At 74.7% G+C, this 22711-nt stretch carries 19 protein-coding genes; 14 read left to right on the top strand and 5 right to left on the bottom strand.

The window, feature by feature from the left end:
* The first annotated feature begins 83 nt into the window (after positions 1-83).
* From GTY84_RS11870 to GTY84_RS11895, 6 genes are all read left to right on the top strand, one after another.
* Positions 84-1718, top strand: a complete 1635-nt coding sequence (locus GTY84_RS11870) for an NAD(P)/FAD-dependent oxidoreductase (RefSeq protein ID WP_161226149.1) — start codon at positions 84-86, stop codon at positions 1716-1718.
* A gap of 89 nt (positions 1719-1807) precedes the next feature.
* Positions 1808-3472 (top strand): hypothetical protein, encoded by a 1665-nt coding sequence (locus tag GTY84_RS11875; RefSeq protein ID WP_161226150.1) that lies wholly within the window; start codon positions 1808-1810, stop codon positions 3470-3472.
* Positions 3462-4034 (top strand): flavin reductase family protein, encoded by a 573-nt coding sequence (locus tag GTY84_RS11880; protein WP_161226151.1) that lies wholly within the window; start codon positions 3462-3464, stop codon positions 4032-4034. The genes GTY84_RS11875 and GTY84_RS11880 overlap by 11 nt, the downstream gene beginning before the upstream one ends.
* Positions 4031-5788: a fatty acyl-AMP ligase gene (locus GTY84_RS11885; RefSeq protein WP_161226152.1), complete on the top strand. Its 1758-nt coding sequence runs from the start codon at positions 4031-4033 to the stop codon at positions 5786-5788. Before GTY84_RS11880 ends, GTY84_RS11885 begins: the two co-directional genes overlap by 4 nt.
* Positions 5789-5974: 186 nt before the next feature.
* A complete protein-coding gene (locus GTY84_RS11890; protein ID WP_202550924.1) occupies positions 5975-7525 on the top strand; it encodes an acyl-CoA carboxylase subunit beta in 1551 nt (516 codons plus the stop codon).
* Positions 7522-7743, top strand: a complete 222-nt coding sequence (locus GTY84_RS11895) for an acyl-CoA carboxylase subunit epsilon (RefSeq protein WP_161226154.1) — start codon at positions 7522-7524, stop codon at positions 7741-7743. Before GTY84_RS11890 ends, GTY84_RS11895 begins: the two co-directional genes overlap by 4 nt.
* Positions 7744-7789: 46 nt before the next feature.
* On the opposite strand, the gene GTY84_RS11900 is transcribed toward GTY84_RS11895, so the two are convergent.
* From GTY84_RS11900 to GTY84_RS11910, 3 genes are read right to left on the bottom strand one after another with little or no spacing between them, the layout of a single operon-like run.
* Entirely contained in the window at positions 7790-8674 is an 885-nt protein-coding gene (locus GTY84_RS11900; RefSeq protein WP_202550899.1) for an ABC transporter ATP-binding protein, read from the bottom strand.
* Complete coding sequence (locus GTY84_RS11905; protein ID WP_161226155.1) at positions 8671-9561, bottom strand: ABC transporter ATP-binding protein; 891 nt, start codon at positions 9559-9561, stop codon at positions 8671-8673. Before GTY84_RS11905 ends, GTY84_RS11900 begins: the two co-directional genes overlap by 4 nt.
* A complete protein-coding gene (locus GTY84_RS11910; RefSeq protein ID WP_161226156.1) occupies positions 9558-10625 on the bottom strand; it encodes an ABC transporter permease in 1068 nt (355 codons plus the stop codon). Before GTY84_RS11910 ends, GTY84_RS11905 begins: the two co-directional genes overlap by 4 nt.
* Before the next feature lie 168 nt (positions 10626-10793).
* On the opposite strand from GTY84_RS11910, the gene GTY84_RS11915 reads away from it, so the two are divergent.
* From GTY84_RS11915 to GTY84_RS11935, 5 genes are all read left to right on the top strand, one after another.
* Complete coding sequence (locus GTY84_RS11915; protein WP_161226157.1) at positions 10794-11453, top strand: TetR family transcriptional regulator; 660 nt, start codon at positions 10794-10796, stop codon at positions 11451-11453.
* A 370-nt stretch (positions 11454-11823) separates the two neighbouring features.
* Entirely contained in the window at positions 11824-12459 is a 636-nt protein-coding gene (locus GTY84_RS11920) for a response regulator transcription factor (protein WP_161226158.1), read from the top strand.
* 1101 nt (positions 12460-13560) lie between these two features.
* Complete coding sequence (locus GTY84_RS11925; protein WP_161226159.1) at positions 13561-14751, top strand: ATP-binding protein; 1191 nt, start codon at positions 13561-13563, stop codon at positions 14749-14751.
* Positions 14748-15425: a LuxR C-terminal-related transcriptional regulator gene (locus GTY84_RS11930; protein ID WP_161226160.1), complete on the top strand. Its 678-nt coding sequence runs from the start codon at positions 14748-14750 to the stop codon at positions 15423-15425. The genes GTY84_RS11925 and GTY84_RS11930 overlap by 4 nt, the downstream gene beginning before the upstream one ends.
* A gap of 247 nt (positions 15426-15672) precedes the next feature.
* Complete coding sequence (locus GTY84_RS11935; protein ID WP_161226161.1) at positions 15673-16332, top strand: MSMEG_1061 family FMN-dependent PPOX-type flavoprotein; 660 nt, start codon at positions 15673-15675, stop codon at positions 16330-16332.
* 97 nt (positions 16333-16429) lie between these two features.
* On the opposite strand, the gene GTY84_RS11940 is transcribed toward GTY84_RS11935, so the two are convergent.
* A complete protein-coding gene (locus tag GTY84_RS11940) occupies positions 16430-17227 on the bottom strand; it encodes a hypothetical protein (protein ID WP_161226162.1) in 798 nt (265 codons plus the stop codon).
* A 55-nt stretch (positions 17228-17282) separates the two neighbouring features.
* Positions 17283-18014, bottom strand: coding sequence for a YoaK family protein (locus GTY84_RS11945; protein ID WP_161226163.1), 732 nt, complete (start codon positions 18012-18014; stop codon positions 17283-17285).
* A 648-nt stretch (positions 18015-18662) separates the two neighbouring features.
* Between GTY84_RS11945 and GTY84_RS11950 the strand changes: the two genes are divergently transcribed.
* The 3 genes from GTY84_RS11950 to GTY84_RS11960 are packed head-to-tail and all read left to right on the top strand — an operon-like array spanning position 18663 to position 22663.
* On the top strand, positions 18663-20021 hold the full coding sequence (locus GTY84_RS11950) for a cytosine permease (RefSeq protein ID WP_161226164.1): 1359 nt from the start codon (positions 18663-18665) through the stop codon (positions 20019-20021).
* Positions 20022-20046: 25 nt separating this feature from the next.
* Positions 20047-21606, top strand: coding sequence for a hydantoinase/oxoprolinase family protein (locus tag GTY84_RS11955; protein ID WP_237532195.1), 1560 nt, complete (start codon positions 20047-20049; stop codon positions 21604-21606).
* A complete protein-coding gene (locus tag GTY84_RS11960; protein ID WP_161226165.1) occupies positions 21599-22663 on the top strand; it encodes a DUF917 domain-containing protein in 1065 nt (354 codons plus the stop codon). The genes GTY84_RS11955 and GTY84_RS11960 overlap by 8 nt, the downstream gene beginning before the upstream one ends.
* Positions 22664-22711 lie beyond the last annotated feature (48 nt).

Raw genomic sequence — 22711 nt, forward strand, 5'->3', positions numbered from 1 at the left:
CGCCCCGACGGCACCGCCACGACCGGCGCCGCACCGGCCGGCCGCACACCGGACCGGCAGCACCAGAACGAAAGAGGCATCAGATGACCGAACGCCACGACGTCGCCATCCTGGGAGCCGGCATCGCCGGCTCGATCCTGGCGTCGGTGCTCGCGCGCAACGGTGCCAAGGTGCTCCTGCTGGACGCCGGCAGCCACCCCCGCTTCGCCATCGGCGAATCCACCATCCCCTACACCTCCGTCCTGCTGAAAGTGGTGGCCGCCCGCTACGGCGTGCCCGAGATCGGCCACCTCTCCAGCTTCGCCTCCGTACGCAAGAACGTCACCGGCGCCTGCGGCATCAAACGCAACTTCGGCTTCGTCTACCAGCGCGAGGGCCGGGCCCAGCGGCCCCACGAGGTCAACCAGTTCGTCATCCCCCGGATGCTGCACACCGAGAACCACTTCTTCCGGCAGGACATCGACGCCTACATGACCTACACCGCCGCCCGCTACGGCGCGCAGGTCCGCCAGAACACCCGCATCGAGGAGATCGACATCGACGGCTCCGGGGTCACCCTGAGCGCCGCCGGCGGCACCCGCTTCCTCGCCCGCTACGTCGTGGACGCCAGCGGCCACCGCTCCCCGGTCGCCGAACGCTTCGGACTGCGCGAGACCCCCACCCGCTTCCGCCACCACTCCCGGTCCCTGTTCACCCACATGGTCAACGTCACCCCCTACGACCGGGTGATGCGCAACCCCCGCGCCTACGGCAACCCCAGCCCCTGGCACGAGGGCACCCTCCACCACGTCTTCGACGGCGGCTGGCTGTGGGTCATCCCCTTCGACAACACCAAGAACGGCACCAACCCCCTCGTCAGCGTCGGCCTCACCCTCGACCCCCGGCGCCACCCCCGCCCCGACGGCCCGCCCCAGCAGGAGTTCGACGACTTCCTGCGCCGCTTCCCCGACATCGCCCCCCAGTTCCGCGACGCCCGCCCCGTGCGCGAATGGGTCTCCACCGGCCGCCTGCAGTACTCCGCGACCGGCACCGTCGGCGACCGCTACTGCGTCACCGCACACGCCGCCGGCTTCATCGACGCCCTCTACTCCCGCGGCATGACCAACACCCTGGAAGTCGTCAACGTCCTCGCCCACCGCCTGCTCGACGCCGTCCGCGACGACGACTTCTCCCGCGACCGCTTCGCCCCCGTCGAACAGCTCGAACAGCGCCTGCTGGACTCCAACGACGACCTGGTCAACAGCTCCTTCACCGCCTTCCGCGACTACGACCTCTGGAACGCGGTCTTCCGGGTCTGGGCGATCTCCACCGTCCTGGGCACCTTCGGCCTCCAGACCGCCTACGACCGCCTGCGCCGCTTCGGCGACACACAGCCGCTGCGCGACCTGGAGAACGCCAAGTACCTCGGCTCCCCCTTCCCCACCCACGAACCCACCAACGAACTGCTGCGCGCCTCCACCGCCATCAGCGACCGGGTCGAGAACGGCACCCTGGACCCCCGCGAGGCGTCCACCCGCATCTTCGACCTCCTCGGCCGGGCCGACTTCCTGCCCCCGCCCCTGCAACTGGCCCGCCCCGACAACCACTTCTTCCACGCCACACCACCGCGCATGGCCCGCACCGCGGCCTGGGCCAGGACCAAGGCACCCGCGCACATCGCCGGCACGATCACCGGCGCCATGAGCTCCTTCGCCCGCGAACACGTGCCCGGCCGCTGACCCGCGCCCACCCGCGCGGCCCCGGCCCGCACCCGCAGGCACCCCGACCGGCACCCGAACGTGCCCGATCCGAACAGGTGATGGCGAACATGACCAGCCAGCCCGACCACCACGGCGCCCGCCCCGCCGACGACGCGGACGTGACCGTCCTCGGCACCACGCCCACCGCCACCCTGCTGGCCCTCGCCCTCGCCCGCGGCGGCCTGACCGTACAGCTCCTGGGCGAGGACCAGCTGCCCCGCGTCACCGGCGGCGAGGCGACCCTGCCGTGCACCTCGTTCCTCTACGAACTGATCGCCACCCGCTACCGGCTGCCCGAGGCCGCCCTCCTCGCCGACGCCGGCCGGGTCCGCGCCGAGGTCTCCCACCACTCCGGCGTCCACCGCACCTGGGGCTTCGCCCACCACGAACCCGGCAGGGAACACCGGGCCGCCCACAGCCTCCAGTTCAACGTGCCCTCCGAACACGGCGAGAGCCACTTCCACCGGCCCGACCTGGACGCCTGGCTCCTCGCCCGCGCCGCACAACGCGGCGTGCGCACACAGCAGCGCACCCGGGTCGACAAGGCCGTCGCCGACGACCACGGCGTCCGGCTCACCCTCGACTCCGGCCGGGAACTGCGCACCCGCATGGTCGTCGACACCCAGGGCCCCGGCTCCGCCGTCGCCCGCGCCCTCGGCGCCGAACGCACGACCCTCCGCACCACCCGCACCCACGGCTTCCACGCCGTCGGCGTACGGCCCTACGAACTGATCGCCCCGCCCCGCCCCGGCTCCCACCCCTGGTCCCAGGGCGTCCTCACCCACCTCTTCGACGGCGGCTGGCTCCAGATCGGCCACTTCCGCAACGGCGACGGCACCCCGCCGCCCACCGCCCCCGCCGTCGTCACCCTCTCCCTCGACGCGAGCCGCCACCCCGCCCCGCCCGGGGAGAGCACCGAGGACCTCTGGCAGGAGGTCCTGCGGCACACCGCACCCCACCCCTCCCTCGCCGCCCAGCTCGCCCGGGCCCGCCCCATGGCCTCCTGGAGCGACCCGGCACCCCACTGGCGCGCCACCCGCACCGCCGGCGAGCGCATGCTCCTCCTCGACCGGGCCGCCCTCGGCGGCGACCCCCTGCTCGGCCGCGACCTCTACGCCTCCGCCCAGCTCGTCCTGGTCGCCGCCGGGGACATCCTGGCCGCCGCCCGCGACGACGACTTCTCCCCGGGCCGCTTCCGCTACCTGGAACGCCTCCAGCACGGCATGGCCGACCGCCACGACGCCCTCGTCGGCGCGGCCCTCGCGGCCGGCGGCTCCTTCGAACTCTGGAGCGCCCTGGCCCGCGTATGGCTGCTGGGCACGATGTTCGACGCGCTCTCCCTCAAACGCAGCGCCAAGGAACTGGCCCGCGGCGCCTCCGAGAAGGCCCTCGCCGGACTGCGCGCCGACCCGTCCCGCGGCGTCTGCCACCGCACCGTCCCCGAGTACGACGACCTGCTCGACTCCACCCTCGCCCTGTGCCGCCGGGTCGCCGCCGACGACACCGCCCCCCGCGAGGCCGCCGACCGCATCATGCGGCGCCTGCGCCACGACCGGATCGTCCCCCCGATCTACGGCTTCGGCGACCCGGACGACCTGGAGTACGTACTGAGCCTGCGCGGCCGGCTGCGCACCCTGCGCTGGATACGCGGCGAGGCCCAGCCCTCGGTGCAGCGCCTGGTCCGCTCCTACGGACTGCGCGGCGGCGGCAGGGACCTCGGCGATGACGACTGACCCCCGCCCGCTCACCCCGGCCCCGGACCGCCCCGCCCCGCCCGCCGCGGACCGGACCGCCCCCGGCCCGGACGCCATGCGCCGGGTGTGCGGCCACTTCACGACCGGCGTCACCGTCGTCACCGCCGACACCGGCGACGGCTGGACGGGAGCGACGGTGAACTCCTTCACCTCCGTCTCCCTCGACCCGCCCCTCGTCCTGTTCTGCCTGCGCCACGACTCCCGCCTGCTCCACGCGGTCCGCACCCGCGGCCGCTTCGCGGTCAGCATCCTCGCCGCCGCGCAGAGCGCCACCGCCCTGCGCTTCGCGGCCCGCGGACGGCCCTCCTTCGACGGCCTGGACTGCCTGACCACGACCACCGGCGCCCCCGTCCTGCGCGACAGCGTCGCCTACCTGGAATGCGCCCTCGCCGACGAACACCCCGGCGGCGACCACCGCATCGTCGTCGGCGCCGTGACCGCCCTCGGCCTCCTCGGCCCCGGCACCGCGGCCGGCCACGACGGCCCCCTCACCTTCTACCGCGGGCGGCTCGCCCGGCTCGACAAGGAGTGCGAACGATGACCGCCGAGCTCACCGAGCACGTGACCGACGGGGCGCACACCCTCACCGGCGCCCTCGCCCTGCGCGGCCTCACCCACCCCCACGACCCCGCCTACGTCTTCCTGCGCGACGGCGAACACCCCGAACCGCCCCTGACCTACGGGGACCTGGCCGCCGCCACCGCCGACCGCGCCGGCGCCCTCACCGCCGCGGGACTGGCCGGACGTCCCGCGCTGCTCCTGTACCCCACCGGCCCGGAGTTCGTCCGCGCCCTCCTCGGCTGCATGCGCGCGGGCGTGGTGGCCGCCCCCCTGCAAGTGCCCACCCGGGCCCGCTCCCTGGACCGCGTACGGCGCGTCGCCCGCGACGCCGGCACCCGCACCGTGCTCACCACCGCCGCCGTCCGCACCGACCTGCTGGAACGGTTCGGCGACGGCCCCGAACTCGACGGCCTGGACCTGATCGCCACCGACACCCTGCCCGCACGGCCCGCCGGCACGGCGCTCCCGCCCCCGCCCGGACCGGACGCCCCGGCCCTGCTCCAGTACACCTCCGGCTCCACCGGCGACCCCAAGGGCGTCGTCGTCTCCCACGCCAACTTCCTCCACAACGCGGCGGAGACCCGCGAGTCCTGGCCGTGCGGCCCCGGCAGCGCCGTCGTCTCCTGGCTGCCCCTCTTCCACGACATGGGCATGCTCTTCGGAGTGATCCTGCCCCTGCTCTGCGGGACCCCCGCCTACCTGATGGCACCCGAGGCGTTCATCCGCCGCCCGGCCCGCTGGCTGGAGGCGATCTCCCGCTTCCGCGGCACCCACGCCGCCGCCCCCAGCTTCGCCTACGAACTGTGCGCCAGGGCCGCCGAGGCCGGCGCGGTGCCCCCGGGACTGGACCTGTCCTGCTGGCAGGTGGCGGCCAACGGCGCCGAACCCGTGCGCTGGCACGCCATCGAGGCCTTCACCACCGCCTTCGCCCCCCACGGCTTCGACGCCCGCGCCATGTGCCCCGGCTTCGGCCTGGCCGAGAACACCCTGAAGGCCACCGGCGACCAGGGCGGCAAACCCCCCACCGTCCTCTGGCTCGACGACGACGCCCGCCGCGACGGCCGCGTCGTGACCCGCCCCGCCGCCGCCCCCGGCACCAGCCCCCTGGTCGGCTGCGGCCGCACGGTCGGCGGCACCCGCGTACTGATCGTGGACCCGGACACCCTCGTACCGTCCGGCGAGGACACCATCGGCGAGATCTGGGTGAGCGGCCCCTGCGTCGCCGGCGGCTACCACGGCCGGCCCGCCCTGAGCGAACAGGTCTTCCGCGCCCGCCCCGCCCCCGGCCACGAGGACGGCCGCACCTACCTGCGCACCGGCGACCTCGGATTCCTCCACCACGGCGAACTCTTCGTCAACGGCCGCCTCAAGGACGTCATCGTGCGCACCGGCCGCAACTACTACCCCCAGGACATCGAACTGTCCGCCGAGACCAGCGCCCCGGGCCTGCACCCCAACTGCGCCGCCGCCTTCTGCGTCGACGACGGCACCGCCGAACGCCTGGTCGTGGTCGTCGAGGTCGACGGCCGCACGGCCCGCGCCACCGCCCCCGCCCGGCTGCGCCGCCTGGTGCGCGACGCCGTGTGGGACAACCACCGCCTGGAGACCGACGACGTCCTGCTGGTACGGCGCGGCAGCCTGCCCAAGACCACCAGCGGCAAGGTCCAGCGCCGGGCCGCCCGCGGCCTGTACGAGGCCGGCACCCTCGCGGCCGCCGGCCCCGGCACCCCCTGACCGGGCCCCTCCCCCCGCGGCGCCCCCACCGCCCCCGCCCCAGCACCGCCCCGCCCCCCGCACCCGCCGTCCGCGTACCCAGGGAGGTACCAGCCCGTGTCGGACACCCCCGCACCGCCCCCGGCGCCCGCCCCGGACCCGCCCCGGGCCCCGGCCCCCCGCACCCGCCCCGGCACCGCGGCCCGGCTGGCCGAACTGGAGGCCCGCCGCGAGGAACTGCGCGCCGCCGCCGAGGACGCGCCCGGCGTGCGCAGACAGCACGAGCGGGGCAAGCTGACCGCCCGCGAGCGCATCGAGGCCCTGGTCGACCCCGGCAGCTTCGTCGAACTGGACGCCATGGCCCGCCACCGCAGCCACGACTTCGGCATGGAACGCCACCGCCCCCTCGGCGACGGCGTCGTCACCGGCCACGCCACCGTCGACGGCCGCCGGGTGTGCCTGTTCGCCCAGGACTTCACCGTCTTCGGCGGCGCGCTCGGCGAGGTCTACGGCGAGAAGATCAACAAGGTCATGGACCTGGCCCTGCGCATCGGCTGCCCCGTCATCGGCATCAACGACTCCGGCGGCGCCCGCATCCAGGAGGGCGTGGTCGCCCTCGCCCACTACGCCGAGATGGTCAGGCGCCAGGTCCAGGGCTCCGGGGTGATCCCGCAGATCTCCCTGATGACCGGGCCCTGCGCGGGCGGCGCCGTCTACGCCCCGGCCATCACCGACTTCGTGGTGATGGTCGACGGCATCTCGCACATGTTCGTCACCGGCCCGGAGGTCCTGCACGCCGTCACCGGCCAGCGCATCGGCCGCGAGGAACTGGGGGGCGCCGCCGTGCACAGCACCGTCTCCGGCAACGCCCACTACCTCGCCCGCGACGAGAAGGACGCCTTCGAGTACGTCCGGCTGCTGCTCGGCCACCTGCCCAGCAACAACATGTCCGAGGCACCCGTCGACGCGTACGCCCCCGCCGTGGACCCCGACACCTTCTCCCCGGCCGACCTCGCCCTGGACACCCTCGTCCCCGACGAGCCGAGCCGCCCCTACGACATGCACCAGGTGCTGCGGGCCGTCCTCGACGACGGCGAACTGCTGGAGGTGCAGCCGCTGTTCGCCCGCAACATGATCTGCGGCTTCGGCCGGGTCGAGGGCCGCAGCGTCGGCGTGGTCGCCAACCAGCCGCAGATGATGGCCGGCGCCCTCGACATCGACGCCAGCGAGAAGGCCGCCCGCTTCATCCGCACCTGCGACGCCTTCCACGTCCCCGTCCTGTCCTTCGTGGACGTCCCCGGCTTCCTGCCCGGACTGGACCAGGAACGCGGCGGCATCATCCGCCGCGGCGCGAAACTGATCTACGCCTACGCCGAGGCCACCGTCCCCACCGTCACCGTGGTCACCCGCAAGGCCTACGGCGGCGGTTACGGCGTGATGGGCTCCAAGCACCTGGGCGTCGACGTCAACCTCGCCTGGCCCACCGCCGAGATCGCCGTCATGGGCGGCCAGAGCGCGGTCACCGTGCTCCACCGCAGGGAGGTCGAGCGGGCCGACGACCCCGAGGAGACCGCGCACCGGCTGCGCGCCGCGTACGAGGAGGCCCTGTGCAACCCCTACCGGGCCGCCGAAAGGGGCTACGTGGACGCGGTGATCATGCCGCGGGAGACCCGCCGCGAGGTGGCGTCGGCGCTGCGCGCCCTGGCCGACAAGCGGATCACCCGGCTGCCCCGCAAGCACGGGAACATCCCGCTGTGAGCGGCTCGCACATACGGGTGGTGCGCGGCACCCCGGACCCCGAGGAACTGGCCGCCCTGATGGTGCTCTGGGCGCGGCTGGCCGAGGAGGGCGCCCGCGCGGCGGCCGCCCGCGACGGCGGGCCGGAGGGTGCCCGCCCGCCGGCCCGGGCCTTCGTGATGACCGGGGTGCCCGTCCCGGGCGCGGGAGCCTGGCGGCGCAGCGGCTGGACGTCCTGACCCGGCCGGGCCGGGGGAGCGGACCCCCGGCCCGGCCGGCCCGGCGTCAGGTGGCCGCGGCGGCCCGGTCGATGACGGTCATGGTCTCCTCCAGGGTGGCGGGGACCTCGTGGACGTCGGCGGTCACGCCCGCCGCGCTCAGCGTGTCGCGGACGGTCCCGGGCGGCGTGTCGGCCAGCCGGATCCGCCGTCCGGCGAGCGTCACCGGCAGCGAGGCCCGGTCCAGCGCCTCGAAGGCGGTGGACCACTGCCCGGTGTCGACCTCGCAGGCGGTGGTGGCGCCGATGATGTCCTTCTCCGTGCCCTCGGCCACCGCCCTGCCGTGCGACATCAGCACCAGCCGGTCGCACTGCTGGGCCTCCTGCATGTAGTGGGTGGTGACCAGCACACCGGCGCCGCGGTCGGCCTCGGCGTGCACGGCGTCCCACAGCCGGGCCCGCGAGAGCGGGTCCACGCCCGAGGTCGGCTCGTCCAGCACCAGCAGCTCGGGCCGGTGCGCGAGCGCGATGGTGAAGGCGAGCTGACGCTGCAGCCCCAGGCCGATCGCGCCGACCGGCCGGTCGCGGACGGCTTGCAGGGCGGGCGGCAGCTCCGGGTCGTCGGCGCCGAAGGCGGCGTTGGCGAAGCGCAGGTTCTGCGTGACGCTCAGCGACTCCCACAGGCCCAGGCCCTGCGGGACGTAGCCCAGCCGGCGGCGGGTGGCGCGGTCCGGTGCCTGCCCGAACAGGGCGACGGACCCGCTGGTGGGGATCGTCAGGCCCAGCACCAGCCGGATCAGGGTGGTCTTGCCCGCGCCGTTCGCGCCCAGCAGGCCGACGATCTCGCCCGCCCCCACGTGCATGCTCACGTCGTCCACGGCGGCGAAGGAGCCGTAGCGCTTGCCCGCGGAGACCGCCGAGGCCAGGGGCCGCGCGGCCGGGGAGGCGCTCACGAGGCGTCTCCGGCGCGCTGCGCGGCCAGGGTGTAGGCGATCACGCTGTCCTCCATGTCTGCGGGGATGGGGGTCTCCCCGTCGCGGGGCGGTCCCGGGTGCCAGGACCGGGTGTCGTAGCCGCGGCGCCAGGACAGCTCCGCCGGGCCGGCCGGGGCGCGGCCGGTGGTCAGCGTGCCCGGTGTCCGCTCCAGGATCGTGGCGGGGGCGCCCGAGGCCAGGGTGGTGCCGTGGTCCAGGACCAGGCAGGTGGTGGCGCGTTCGGCCTCGTCGAGATAGGTGGTGGCCATCACGACGGCCGTGGACTCGGCCGCGGCCCGGGAGATCAGCCGCCAGAGGTCCACCCGGCTGACCGGGTCGACGCCGGTGCTGGGCTCGTCGAGCACCAGCAGGTCCGGTCGGTGCAGGATGGCCAGGCAGAACGCGAGCTTCTGCCGCATGCCCCCGGACAGGTCCTGCGCGAGCCGGCCCACGGCGTCGGTCAGACCGGCCGCCGCCAGGAGTTCGGCCTTCCGCCCGGCCAGCTCCCGCCCGCCCAGCTTGTGGGCGGCGGCGACGAAGTCGAGGTTCTCCTCGACCGACATGTCGCGCCAGACCCCGGAGGCGCCGGTGGGCATGAACCCGCAGCGCGGGGGCGGCGGACCGCTCACCCTGCCGCCGCTCACCCGCACCCGGCCCACCAGCGTGCGCAGCAGGGTCGTCTTGCCCGCGCCGTCACCGCCGACCACGGCGGTCACCTCGCCGCGCGGGGTGGCCAGCGTGACGTCGTCCAGCGCGGTGGTGCGCTCCAGCACGACGGTGGCGCCGAAGATCCCCCAGTCCTCGGGGGAACCCGCCCTCCCGGCGGACGGCCCGTCGGGCCCGGGCGTGGGAACGGTACGGCTCATCGGCCCTCTCCCGCCGCCGACGCCGCCTGGGCGGCCTTCATCCGCTTGGGCGCGCTGGGCGCCAGGTCGCGGCGGAAACGCAGCACCGCCGCGGAGAACACCAGCACCGCCATCAGCGCCAGCACCCCGAGCGGCAGGGCGAGCGAGGAGACCGGGGCGTCCCGCAGCATGACCCCGTTGGAGATCATGTTGAAGTACGTCAGCGGCAGGATGTAGCCGATCCAGCGCACGCCCGCGGCCATCGCGGTCAGCGGGAAGATCATGCCGGAGAGCAGGATCTGCGGCATCACCGTCATCAGCGCCATCTGCATGGCCTGGCCCTGGTTCTGGGAGAGCGTCGAGATGAGGACGCCCAGGCCCAGCACCACGAAGAGGAACAGCGCGGCCCCCAGCGCGAAGACCGCCACGTTGCCCGTGAAGGGCACCCCGAACAGCAGGCAGCCGATGACGGTGACCAGCACCATGTCCACCGCGGCCAGCACGAAGTAGGGCGCGATCTTCCCGGCGATCACGTCCGAGGGCCGGAAGGGCATCACCGCGAGCTGCTCCAGCGTGCCGGCCTGCCGCTCGCGCACCAGGCCGATCGCGGTCACGATCGTGCCGATGAAGGCCATGATCATGCCGACCAGGGCGGGCACCATCACCCACGAGGTCTTCAGCCGCGGGTTGAACAGGACCTCGGGCGTGAGCGCCCCGTTGCTCGCCGCGACCGCGGCCGACGCCGACTGCGCGGAGAAGAGCTGCGAGCCGTCGATCAGCGCCCGCGGCTTCCCGTCACCCTCGGAGGTGACGACCACGACCGCGGCCTTCTCCGACCGCAGCGCCCGCTCGGCGTCCGCGCGCCCCTCGCCGGGCCGCACCGACGTGACGTCGAACGGCCCCCTGAGCTGCTGGGCCACCTGCTCGGCCCGCGGGCCCACCACCCGTGTCTCCAACTCGTCCACATGGAAGTTCGCCGCGTAGCCGAAGATCACCAGGAGCAGGAGCGGTAGGGCGATGATCATCGCCATCGTCCGCCTGTCCCGTCGCAGCTCGAGGAATTCCTTGAGGATCATCGCCCACATGGCGTCACCCAACTGTTCGTACGGCGGGCCGTGTCTGCCCGGTCCCGCCTCCCGGAAAGAGGGCCGGCCCACGCCAGGGGTGCCGTCGCGAGGGGTGGGCCGGACTGGCACACCGTAGGGGGTCCGGAAGCAGAAATGCAACAGGCGTTTATTAAGTAGGATGGGGGCGTGACAGCAACAGGCCCGGCCCCTCGACGCAGCCGCGGACGGCCCGCGGGAAGCCGCTCCGGCGACACCGCGACCCGCGGGCGGATCCTGGAGGCCGCAAGGGAGTTGTTCGCCACCCGCACCTACGGCGCCACGACGATCCGCGCCGTCGCCGCCGCCGCCGACGTCAACCCGGCGCTGGTGCACCACTTCTTCGGCACCAAGCGCGACCTGTTCGCCGCCACCGTGCACCTGCCGGAGCCGCTCGTCGACCAGCTCCCCGGACTCGTCGCGGGGGACATGGAGGACATAGGCCGGTACATCGTCCGGCTCTACCTGACGATGTGGCAGGAGCCGGCCACCGCCCGCCCGCTGGCCGCCATGGTCCGCACCGGCATGTCCGACCCGGAGGCCGCGGACATCCTCAAGCAGGTGCTCACCTCCACCATCCTCGGCCCGCTGGCCGCCGCCTCCGGCCGGGACCAGCCGGGCCTGCGCATCACCCTGGCCGCCACCCACCTCGTGGGCCTGGCGATGGGCCGGCACATCCTCGCCCTCCAGCCCCTCACCGAGGCCGACATCGACCACCTCGCGGCCTGCGTCGGCCCGACCATCCAGCACTACCTCACCGGCCCCCTGCCGCCCCCGCCCCCCGCCGCCGGGGACGGGGCCGTCCGGTGAGCGCGGCCGCGGACCGCCGCGCCCTCCCGCCCGGCCGGACCCCGCCGTCCGGGCGCGCCGCCGCGGACCGGTGTCCGGGGACACCGGTTTCCGGACCCCGGTGAATTCATACCGGGGAAGTGCGCACGCCTTCCGCTCTCCGGAAAGCCGCGCCCGCCGAATGAAACAGTAAACGGAACCGGACCGATCGCCGCGCCCTCCGTCGCGGTGCTCGGGGGAGATTGTTTCAATTCCCAACTATGGTCCGGGGCGCGGCGGCCATGCTAGGGTCGTATTCTGCTTGTGGCAGCTTGGCTGAGGTGTACGGGGGCTAGCGATGCAAGAGGAGGCCGCCAGAGTATTTCTGGTGGATTCGAGGGCTGTTTCGAGGGTGGGTCTGAGTGTTCTGCTGGACCGTGAAGCCGGTCTGGACGTGGTCGGCGCCGCCGCCGACCCGGCGAGCGCGCTGCCCAGTCTGGCCAGACTCTCACCGGACGTCGTGATCATCGACGGCCAGGATCTCGAACCGTGTTCATCCGCGGAGATCCGGCTGCTCATCGCCGGTGCGGCCGAGGCCAGCCCGAAGGTGCTGGCCATGGTCCCGCAGGTGGACCGGGTGGCGCACAGTTGGCAGGCGGCGGGCTCCTGGGGGGTGCTGGACAACCGGGCCAGCCCCGAGCGCATCGTCGCCGCCGTCCGCATGATCAGCGCCGGCTACCGGCTGGTCGTGCCGCACTGCGAGGGCGGGGAGGCGAAGGCCGAAGAGCCCGCCCACGTCGCACAGGCGGGTTTATCCGATCCTGATCTGGAAGCCATCGGAATAACCCGCAGAGAACGTGACGTGCTGGAACTCATCATCCGCGGATATTCCAATGCGGAGATTTCAGAGGCGCTTTTCCTCAGTGAAAGCACAGTGAAATCACATGTTCAGCGCATGCTGGACAAGCTCGCATTGCGCAACCGGGTGCACGCCGTGATCTACGCCTACGAAAAGGGCATAGTGCGGGCCGGGGGCAATATTCACTGACACCGTGCGGGACGGGTCCGGAACACCCGTCCCGCACCCGCCGCGCCATGCGGCCCCGGGGAGGGCGCACGAGTGCGCACCGGTGCCCCCGGCGCGCACCGCCCGGCCCGGCGCCCGCGCCGGACACCGGCGCCGGATCACACCACGGAGGACGGCAGGTCCCGCACGGCCCCGCCCGGACGGGCCCCGGCCCGCCGGGCCGCCCGCCGACGGGCACGGCGCCCCGGTCCGGGCGGCCGGCGCGAACGCCCCGGCCACCGCGGAGCGCACGGACGGCGGCCCGCCGCCGCGGCGTCGCATCCCGGAAGGGCCCCGGCCCGTCCCGCGGACGGCACCCGGCGGACCGGGACGCACCCCGTGCCGGACCCCCGGCGGCGGGACCGCCCCGGTCCCCGGAGCCGTCCCGCGCGGCCAACGGCCGCACCCCGCGCGCGGAATCCGGCGGCACGCCGGGACACGGCGCCCGCCCGGCTCCGGAAACGGACACACGGCACGGCCCCCCGTCTCCCGGGACGCGCGCGCCCCGGCCGGAACGGACCGCACACCGGCGCCGCCCCGGGCGCGGTGGCCGGCGGGCGCCGCACCACCGCGGCCACCGCGGCCGACGGGGCGGTCCCCGGAACCCCGGGGCACCGGGACACACCCGCACCCGAACGAGCGGAGGGAAGGTGCGCGTTCACTGGTGCTCCCAAACGGACGTGGAGGGGGCGGAAGCCGGAACTCGTCCACCACCTGCGAACACAGCACGTCACCGGCGGCGGCCCCGCCATCAAAGAACGGGGCCCGCGCAGACGGCAACCCAACGAAAACGCGGACTTGCGGCCCCGGGTACCCCGGGGCCGTACCCCCCGAAAAGGAACCCCGCCGCCCCGCCCGCGGCACCCGCCGGGCCGGGAACGGGACCGGCGACGGCCCGCTCCCCGCGCTCCCGGACCCGCCGGGCACCCGGCGGAGACGGACGGGGCGCCCATGACGGGTGTGCCCGGCGGGCCGCCGGGCATACGCCTCCCGATTCACCGAACGGCGGGTACGGAGAAGGATCTTGGGACAGAATGTCGGCGTGTTCACGGGGAGTGTGGCGGACGAGCCGGGCAGGACGCGGTGTCGCGGGGCCGACTGACGGCGTCCACGTCGGCCGCCGGGGTGGAGAACGTCCTCGCGCTCGCCTACGGCTGCGCACGCGTCGCGACGATCCTGCAGATGCTGCCCTCACTGCCCCGCGGCATGGAGGTGAGCCAGAACCCCCGCCTCTACCTGGTGCTCTGGCTGCTCGCCGCCGCGAACGCCGCGGGCGCCGTCACGGTCGCCGTGCTGCGGCGCCGCGGGCTGTCACCGGCCGTCGTCGTCGTGGACGTGGCCCTGTGCACCGCCTTCCTCGTCCTGGGCACCCTCGCGGTGCCGGTGCAGGACCGCGTCGGGACCTGGGTCGGCTGGGCACCCGGCTACTCCCTGGCCGTGGTGGTGGGCGTGGCCGGACTGAGCACGGCCGCCTGGTGCACCGCCGTCGCCACCGTCACCGCCGCCTACGTCTTCTTCATCGCCGACGCCACCGCCGTTGCCGGCCACTCCACGATCGCCGGCAACACCCTGACCCTCCTCGGCCTCGGCGGCGTCGCGCGGATCGTCGTCCGCTACATCCGCCGCGTCGCCGCCGACGCCGACGCCGCGCGCGCCCGGGTCGCCGAACTCGCCCGCCACGAGGAGAAGCAGCGCGCCCAGCTCACCATGCACGACGCCATCACGATCATGCACCTGCTCACCGACCCCGCCCTGCCCGCCGACACCCGCGCCCAGCTCTGCGAACAGGCCGCCGCCGAGATCCGGCGGATGCGCGCCTACCTGCGCGGCGGACCCGGCGCCCCGCACCCGCCCGGCACCGGCGGCCTCGGCAGGGACGGCGACGTGACGCTCCGCGACGTCCTGGAGGAGGGGATGTCGGGATTCGCCGACCTCGGCCTCGAACCCGCCCTGGAACTGGCCGACGGCGTGAGGGTGAACGCGGACGCCGGCGAGGCGGTGCGCGGCGCCGTCGCCGGCGTCCTGCACAACGTCCGCCGCCACGCCCGCGCCACGATGGTCATCGTCCACGCCGACGCCGAACGGGACCGTGCCCGCTGGGTCGTCACCATCCGCGACAACGGCATCGGCTTCGACACCGCCACCACCGCCCTGGGCACCGGACTGCGCCGCCAGCTCCTCGCCGAACTCGAACGGCACGCGCTCACCGCGAGCATCGCCTCGGCCCCCGGCCTGGGCACCCGGATCACCATCGAAGGGAACCTCCGCCCATGACCGGCGGCCTCACCGCCGTCCTCATCGAGGACGCCACCGCGATCCGGCTCGGACTGCCCGCCCTGCTGCCCGACATCACCTTCGTGGCCGCCTTCGCCCGGACCGAGGAGGCCCTGCGCGCCCGCCCGGCCGCCGACATCGTCATCCTCGACCTCCACCTGGCCAACAGCGGCCAGCGCGACGCCACCCAGGGCGTCGCCGCCGTCACCGACCTCGTCTCCGCCGGATACCGGGTCTGCCTCTACACGCAGGAGGAGCGCCGGTTCGTCCTGGCGGCCTGCCTGGCCGCGGGCGCGCGCGGCCTGATCCGCAAGTCCCTGCCCCTGCCCGAGGTCGCCGAGGCCATCGCGCAGTTCGCCGCGGGCCGGGTCGTGGTCCCCCAGAGCCTCGTCGCGCTCACCGAACTCCTCGTCCGCAGGGGCTCGCTGACCATCCTGTCCCCCCGCCAGCGCCAGGTCCTGGCCGGCCGGGCACGCGGCCAGACCTACACCGAGATGAGCCGCGCCATGCACCTGTCCGAGTCGACCCTGCGCGGCTACTGGCACGACCTGGCCGCCGTCGCCGCCGACCACCTCCAGCAGACCGCCCCCGCGGACATCGAGCGCTCCCTGGGCCTGGCACCGGGCGACCTGCTCGACTTCTGGCCCTCCCGCCGCCCCGCCCGTCCCGGCTGACCGCCCGCCACCGCATCCGCGCCCGCACCGGCCCGCATCCGTGCCCCCACCGGCCGGGAGCGGTGCCGCGCGGGCACGTTCGCCTGCGCGCGGGGAGGGGACGGCCTCACGGGAATCCTCTTCTGAGACGCCCCGGCCCCGCCTCCCGGGACCCGGCCGGGTCCCGGCCGGCACGGCACCCTCCCGAGCGCCCCGCGCGGCACCGCCCCCGGCACGGTCCGCGGGAGGGGCCGTAGGGTCGGGAGGCATGACAACGTCCCCCGCCGGCAGTGCCTTCGACTCGCTCCGCCTCGACGCCGTGCCCGACCGGGAGGCGCTGCGCCGGGCCTACGCGCTGCCCGGCGACGCCGCCGTGCGCAAGCAGATGGCCGGGCTCACCGAGCAGACCAGACGGCTGATCGGGTGCTCGTCGCTGGTCCTGGTCGCCAGCGCGGACGCCGAGGGCCGCTGCGACGTCTCCCCGCGCGGCGGCCCCGCCGGGTTCGTCGCCGTCCTGGACGCGCGGACGGTGGCGGTACCGGACGCGACCGGCAACAAGCGGCTGGACACCCTGGAGAACGTCGTCGCCACCGGGCGGGCCGGGCTGCTGTTCGTCGTCCCGGGACGCACCACGACGCTCCGGGTCAACGGCCGGGCCTGTGTCTCCACCCGCCCGGACCTGCTGTCGCGGCTGACCGCCGTGGGCAGGCCGCCGGCCTCCGCGCTGGTGCTGGGCATCGAGGAGGTCTATCCGCACTGCCCCAAGTCGTTCCTGCGCGCCGGGGCCTGGAAGCCGGAGCAGTGGCTCCCGGCGGACGCCCAGCCGACCTCGGCCGAGGTGACGCTGGCCCAGTTGCGGAAGCCTGGGCTGACGATCGCCGACATCGAGCGGACGGAGGCGGAGTCGCTGAAGTACCGGTACGAGTGACCGTCCGGGCCGGGCGCCCGGCCGGACCGGCCCCGCGTCCGCCGTCACACCGGCGGCCGGCCGGGTCCCCGGGCCGGGGCACGCCCCTTTCGGGGCGTCAGAGCGCCAGGACCGGGCGGGTGGAGCAGTCCTCGTGGAGGTCCTCCCCGTCCGGCCCGTACACGAACTCGGCCATGAACGGGTTGCGGTGGGCGGTGGCCAGGGGGAGCCAGGCCAGCAGGGCGCCGTAGCCGCCGCACACCGACTCGCCCCCGTCGCCGCCGTGGACGGCGGTGACGTCGCTGCTCAGCTCCGTGCGGTAGGTGTCGTAGGCGATGCGCAGGCCGAAGGCGTTCGGCCGGTGCTGGGGGCCGGGGCGGTCCGGGAGGGGGACGTCGTCGAGGGGGCAGTCGTCGCCCCACCGGAACAGGGTGTCCGCCCCGGCGCCGCAGGCGTGCTCCCACTCGTCGGAACTCGGCATCCGCAGCCCGCGGGCCGCGAGGACGGCCGGCATGTCGGCGGGGGGCTCGCTCAGGTCCTCGTCCTCGACGGCCATGAGCACGGCCGCCAGGTCCACGCTCCGGCGGGGGCTGAGCACCCGCGCGAGGTGGGCCCGCAGATCGGGCCCCTGGCCGTACCCCTGCTCCAGGCTCCCGGCGTAGTCGGCGGTCTGTTCCGGGGACGGCCGCCAGGCGTCCGGGTCGAAACCCAGCGTCACCCGGCCCCCCGGCACCAGGGCGAACTCCCGGCCCTCCCGCTCGATGAGGACGCGGTGCAGCGGGCCGTCCGCGCCCTCCGAGGTCTCGACGAGCGCCACCCGGCCGCCCGCCCGGTCGGCGGCCTCCCGGGCGGTGCGCAGGGCGGCGGGCCGGTCGAAGGACCGCCATTGACGGAGCGTGAGGCCGGACAGCGACATGGGCGGCAGTGTCGCACGCGGGGCCGGCTCCGTCCGCGGCGGGCGGCCCTTCGGCTCAGGGCCGGGTCCAGGCGGGGCCGCCGGCCGAGAAGCGGTGTGCCAGGACGGCCACGCACCCGAGCAGGGGCAGGGTCAGCGCCAGGGCGAGCGCGAGACGGCCGTCCAGGACCAGCCGGGCTCCGCCGAGCGCGCCGAGGAACATGACGAGCACGGCCAGGACGCGGCGGCCCGGGCGGGGCGCCGCCCCGCCCGCGGCCGTGGAGTCCGCGGCCAGCCCCGTCAGGGTCAGGGTGAGGACCGTCGTGGTGAGGTCGGGCACGCCCAGGCGCCGCGCGACCGCGTTCTGCAGCCCCATGCCGAGGGAGAGGAGCACGATCAGCGCGTACTGGACGCCGGTCGTCATCCGGCCCCCGGCCGCGGCGGCGACCACCGCGGCGACCGCGAACAGGACCGCCTGGGCGGCGGACGCCCGGGACAGCAGCCTCCCGCGGTGCGCGGCGAGGCGGACGGAGAGCCGGCCCCCGGCGAGCGCCCCGAGGAGGAACGCCGCCACCGCGGCCCCGGAGGCGAGCGTGGACAGCCCCGGCGCCCCGACCAGGGAGAAGCCCATGAAGACCACGTTGCCGGTCATGTTGGCGACGAACACCCTGCCCAGCGCCAGGAAGCTCACCGCGTCGGTCAGACCGGTGACCAGGGTCAGGACCAGCAGCAGCGGCGGCAGCGGACCGTGCCGCTCCCCCCGGGGCGGCACGAGGGTGCGGTACGCGTCCGTCAGCAGAGCGCGCACACGGTCCTCCTCCCACCCCTGCGGGCGGCGGGGACGACTCGGGGAACCTTCACGGACGCGGGGACCTCACCGGCGCGGAGGGCGGGCACGGACGGTCCCCGATGCTCGCAGCCCCCGGCCGCCGGGAGCGCCCGGACGCGGGCGGCGCCGCCGGGAACCACCCGGACGTGTGCACACGGCGGCGGCCCCCGGCGCGGACCCGGGCCCCTCCCGGAGGACGCCCGCCGGACCCGGGGGAGGGAAGCCCGCCGTCCCGGGACGACGGCCCCGGCGGCCCGCGCCGCCCGACCCACGCCGCCCGGCCCGCCCGCCCTGCGCCGCCCGCCCCCGGGCGTCCGGCGCCCGCCCCCGGCATCCGGGCGTCCGTCCCTCACGGACACGGACTCGTTGCCGCCGGTACGGCGCCCCGCCATCCGGCGCCGCCCCCGCCGGCTGCCCGGCGCCGCCCCCGCCGTCCGCCCGGCGGCGCTCCGCCCGCCCCCACCGCCCGGGAACCCGCCCCCGGGCGTCCCGGAGCCCCCCGGCGCCCCGCCGCCGCTGTGCGTGCCGCACAGCCACCCCGGCCGCACCGGTCCTTCCGCCCAGTGACCGGGGTCACCGGGACGCCTACCTTCAGCGGAATGTTCCGTTCCCGGCCCGGGAGACGCCATGGAAACCACCGCTGAGCAGCACGACGACCACGCTCTGAGCCGGATGCCCGCCCACCGCAGGCACCACTGGTTCTCCCTCGCCGTACAGCGCTTCGGAATGCTGAGCTCGCTCGCCAGCTTCCTGATCGGCGCCACGCTCGGCTTCGGGATGAACTTCTGGGACGCGGTCCTCGCCATCACCTTCGGCGCGGTCGTCCTGGAGATCGTCACGGTCTTCACCGGCATCGCCGGACAGCGCGAAGGACTGTCCACCTCCGTCCTCGCCCGCTGGACCGGCTTCGGCCGGGCCGGATCCTCCCTGATCGGCCTCGCCATCAGCATCTCGGCACTGGGCTGGTTCGGCATCCAGAACGCGGTCTCCGCACAGGGCCTGGTCAGCCTCGTCGGCGTCCTGCCGATGTGGGCCTGGGCCCTGGTCTTCGGCCTCGCCGTCACCGCCATCGTGATGCTCGGCATCGGCTCCATGGCCTGGACCGCCTACCTCACCGTGCCCGCGTTCCTGGCCCTGGCCGGCTGGTCCATCGTCAGTGAGCTGTCCCGGCACAGCCTCGGCGACCTGATCCACGCGGCGCCCGCCGGACCCCAGCTGAGCCTGCTGCAGGGCACCTCCATCGTCGCCGGGGGATTCATCGTCGGCGCCGTCATCACCCCCGACATGAGCCGCTTCAACCGCACCCCCGGGGACGTGGTCCGGCAGACCGTCATCGGCATATCCCTGGGCGAGTACGTCATCGGCCTGATCGGCGTCCTGCTCGCCCTCGCCCTGCGCACCAACGACGTCGTCGCCATCGTCACCTCCACGTCCGGCTTCCTCGGCACCCTGGTGATCATCGCCGCCACCCTCAAGATCAACGACTGGAACCTCTACGCCGCCTCCCTGGGCATCGTCAACTTCGTCGACCAGGCCTTCGGCCGCCGCGTCCACCGCACCGCGGTCACCCTCGCCGCCGGCGTCCTCGGCTCCGTCCTCGGCGCGGCCGGCATCCTCGACCGCTTCACCGACTTCCTGGTGCTGCTCGGCGTGATCTTCCCGCCCATCGCGGGCATCATGGTCGCCGAGTACTTCATCGCCCGGACCTGGCGCCCCGAACTCGACGCCTCGCGCGAACGCGGCACCCTCCCGGACACCGCGCCGACCTGGGTACCCGCCGCCCTGGCGGTGTGGGCCTGCGCCTCGCTCTTCGGCCACTTCGTCGACTGGGGCCTGCCGTCCGTGAACTCCGTCGCCGTCGCGATGCTGCTCTACACGGCGGCGGCCCGGCTCGGCCTGGTCCGCGGCGCCGGCCGGTCCGCCACCCCTCTGCCCCCCACCACCACCGGGACGACGGCGAACCCCGACCGCCCGGCCGCCCGGTGAAGCCGAGCGAAGGAGAACGCACACCATGCTGAGACTGGGAATCGACGTCGGAGGCACCAACACCGACGCCGTCCTCATCGACGGGAACCGTGTCCTGGCCACCACCAAGGCACCCACCAGCCCGGACGTCACCACCGGCATCGTCACCGCGATCGCCGGACTCAAGGAGGCGTCGGACTTCGACCCCGCCTCCGTGGCCGCGGTGATGATCGGCACCACCCACTTCATCAACGCCCTCGTCGAGGGCGACCGGCTGGCCCCCACCGCCGCCATCCGCTTCGGGCTGCCCGCCACCAGCGCCCTGCCGCCCCTGGTCGACTGGCCCGACGGGCTGCGCACCGCCATCGGCGACCACAGCTACCTGTGCCACGGCGGACACGAGTACGACGGCACCCGCATCGCCGACTTCGACGAACCGGAGTTCCGCGCCGTCCTGGACCGGGCGGCCCGCGCCGGCGCCCGCTCCTTCGCCCTCTCCTCGGTGTTCTCCCCGGTCAACGCCGAGTTCGAGCAGCGCGCCGCCGAGATCATCGCCGAGGAACTGCCCGGCTGCCCCATCAGCCTCTCCCACGAGATCGGCCGGATGGGCCTGCTCGGCCGGGAGAACGCCACGGTCGTCAACGCGGCCCTGCGCGAACTGGCCGAACACGTCGCCGCCGGTCTCACCCGGACCGTCACCGCCGCCGGCATCACCGCCCCCCTCTTCCTCAGCCAGAACGACGGCACCCTGATGGACGTCGACTACGCCCGCCGCTACCCGGTGGCCACCTTCGCCTCCGGCCCCACCAACTCCATGCGCGGCGCCGCCTTCCTCTCCCGCCGGACCGACTGCGCCGTGATGGACGTCGGCGGCACCACCACCGATGTCGGCATCCTGCGCAACGGCTTCCCCCGCGAGGCGTCCGCCGACGTCGCCGTCGCCGGGATCCAGACCAACTTCCGCATGCCCGACGTCCTGTCCATGGGCATCGGCGGCGGCAGCCACGTCACCCGGGACGGCGCACCGCGCGTGGGCCCCAGGAGCGTCGGCTCCCGGCTCACCGAACAGGCCCTCGTCTTCGGCGGCGACCGGCTCACCGCCACCGACCTCGCCGTCGCCGCCGGACTCGCCGCCATCGGCGACCCCGGCCGCGTCGCCCACCTGGACAAGGACCTCGTCCGCGCCGGCCTCGACCACATCGCCGACCGGATGGCCGAGACCGTCGACCGGATGCGGATCTCCGCCGAACCCGTCCCCGTCGTCGCCGTCGGCGGCGGCAGCATCCTCGTCCCCGACCGGCTCCCCGGCGCCTCCACCGTCGACCGCCCCGAGCACCATGCCGTGGCCAACGCCATCGGCGCCGCCATCGCCGAGGTCGGCGGCGAGGTCGACCGGGTCTTCTCCGTCCAGCCCGGCCGCCGCGACACCGTCCTGGACGAGGCCCGGCAGGAAGCGGTCGACCGGACCGTCGCCGCCGGAGCCCGCCCCGGCTCCGTACGGGTCGTCGACATCGAAGAAGTGCCGCTCGCCTACCTGCCCGGGAACGCCACCCGGATCCGCGTCAAGGCCGTCGGCGAACTCAGCCTGGGAGACAACGATGCGTGAGATCACCGTCCACGACCTGCCCGACATGGCCCGCGGCGCCGCCGTACTGGGCACCGGAGGCGGCGGCGACCCCTACATCGGCCGGCTGCTCGCACAGCAGTCGATCCGCCGCAACGGCCCCGTCCGCCTCGTCGACGCCGCCGCGCTGCCCGACGACGCCGTGGTCATCCCCACCGCCTTCATGGGCGCCCCCACCGTCATGCTGGAGAAACTGCCCTCGGGCAGCGAACTCACCGCCGCCCTGAAGGCCCTCGAGGACCTCATCGGCACCCGCGCCACCCACACCGTCTCCATCGAGGCCGGCGGACTCAACTCGATGATCCCCTTCTCCGCCGCCGCCGAACTCGGCCTGCCCCTCGTCGACGCCGACGGCATGGGCCGCGCCTTCCCCGAACTGCAGATGCTGCTGCCCACCCTCGGCGGCGTCTCCGCCACCCCGATGGCCCTGGCCGACGAACGCGGCAACACCGTCGGCCTGCGCACCGCCGACAACTCCTGGGCCGAACGCCTCGCCCGCTCCGCCACCATCGAGATGGGCTGCAGCGCCGCCGTCAGCCTCTACGTCCTGACCGGCAGACAGGTCAAGGACCACATGGTGCACGGCACCATCACCCTGTGCCGGCACATCGGCACCGCCATCCGCGAGGCCCACGAGAACCACACCGACCCGGTCGCCGCCGCCGCGGCGGTCCTCCGCGGCCGCCGCGCCTTCCAGGGCAAGCTCGTCGACGTGCGCCGCACCACCGAGGGCGGCTTCGCCCGGGGCGACGCCGTCCTCGAAGGGCTCGGCCCCGACCTCGGCGACCGCATGGACGTCTCCTTCCAGAACGAGAACCTCGTCGCCCGGCACGACGGCCGGGTCGTCGCCAGCGTCCCCGACCTCATCTGCCTCCTCGACACCGACACCGGCGAACCCGTCACCACCGAGACCCTCCGCTACGGACTGCGGGTCAGCGTCGTCGTCGCCCCCTGCGACCCGCGCTGGCGCACCCCCGGGGGACTCGCCCTGGCCGGCCCCGCCTACTTCGGCTACGACCACCCCTACGTCCCCGTGTGACCGCCCCTCCGCACCCCGCGGACACCCCGCCGCCATCTGCGATCATCG

This window comes from Streptomyces sp. SID8352 (assembly GCF_009862265.1).
Lineage (GTDB): Bacteria > Actinomycetota > Actinomycetes > Streptomycetales > Streptomycetaceae > Streptomyces.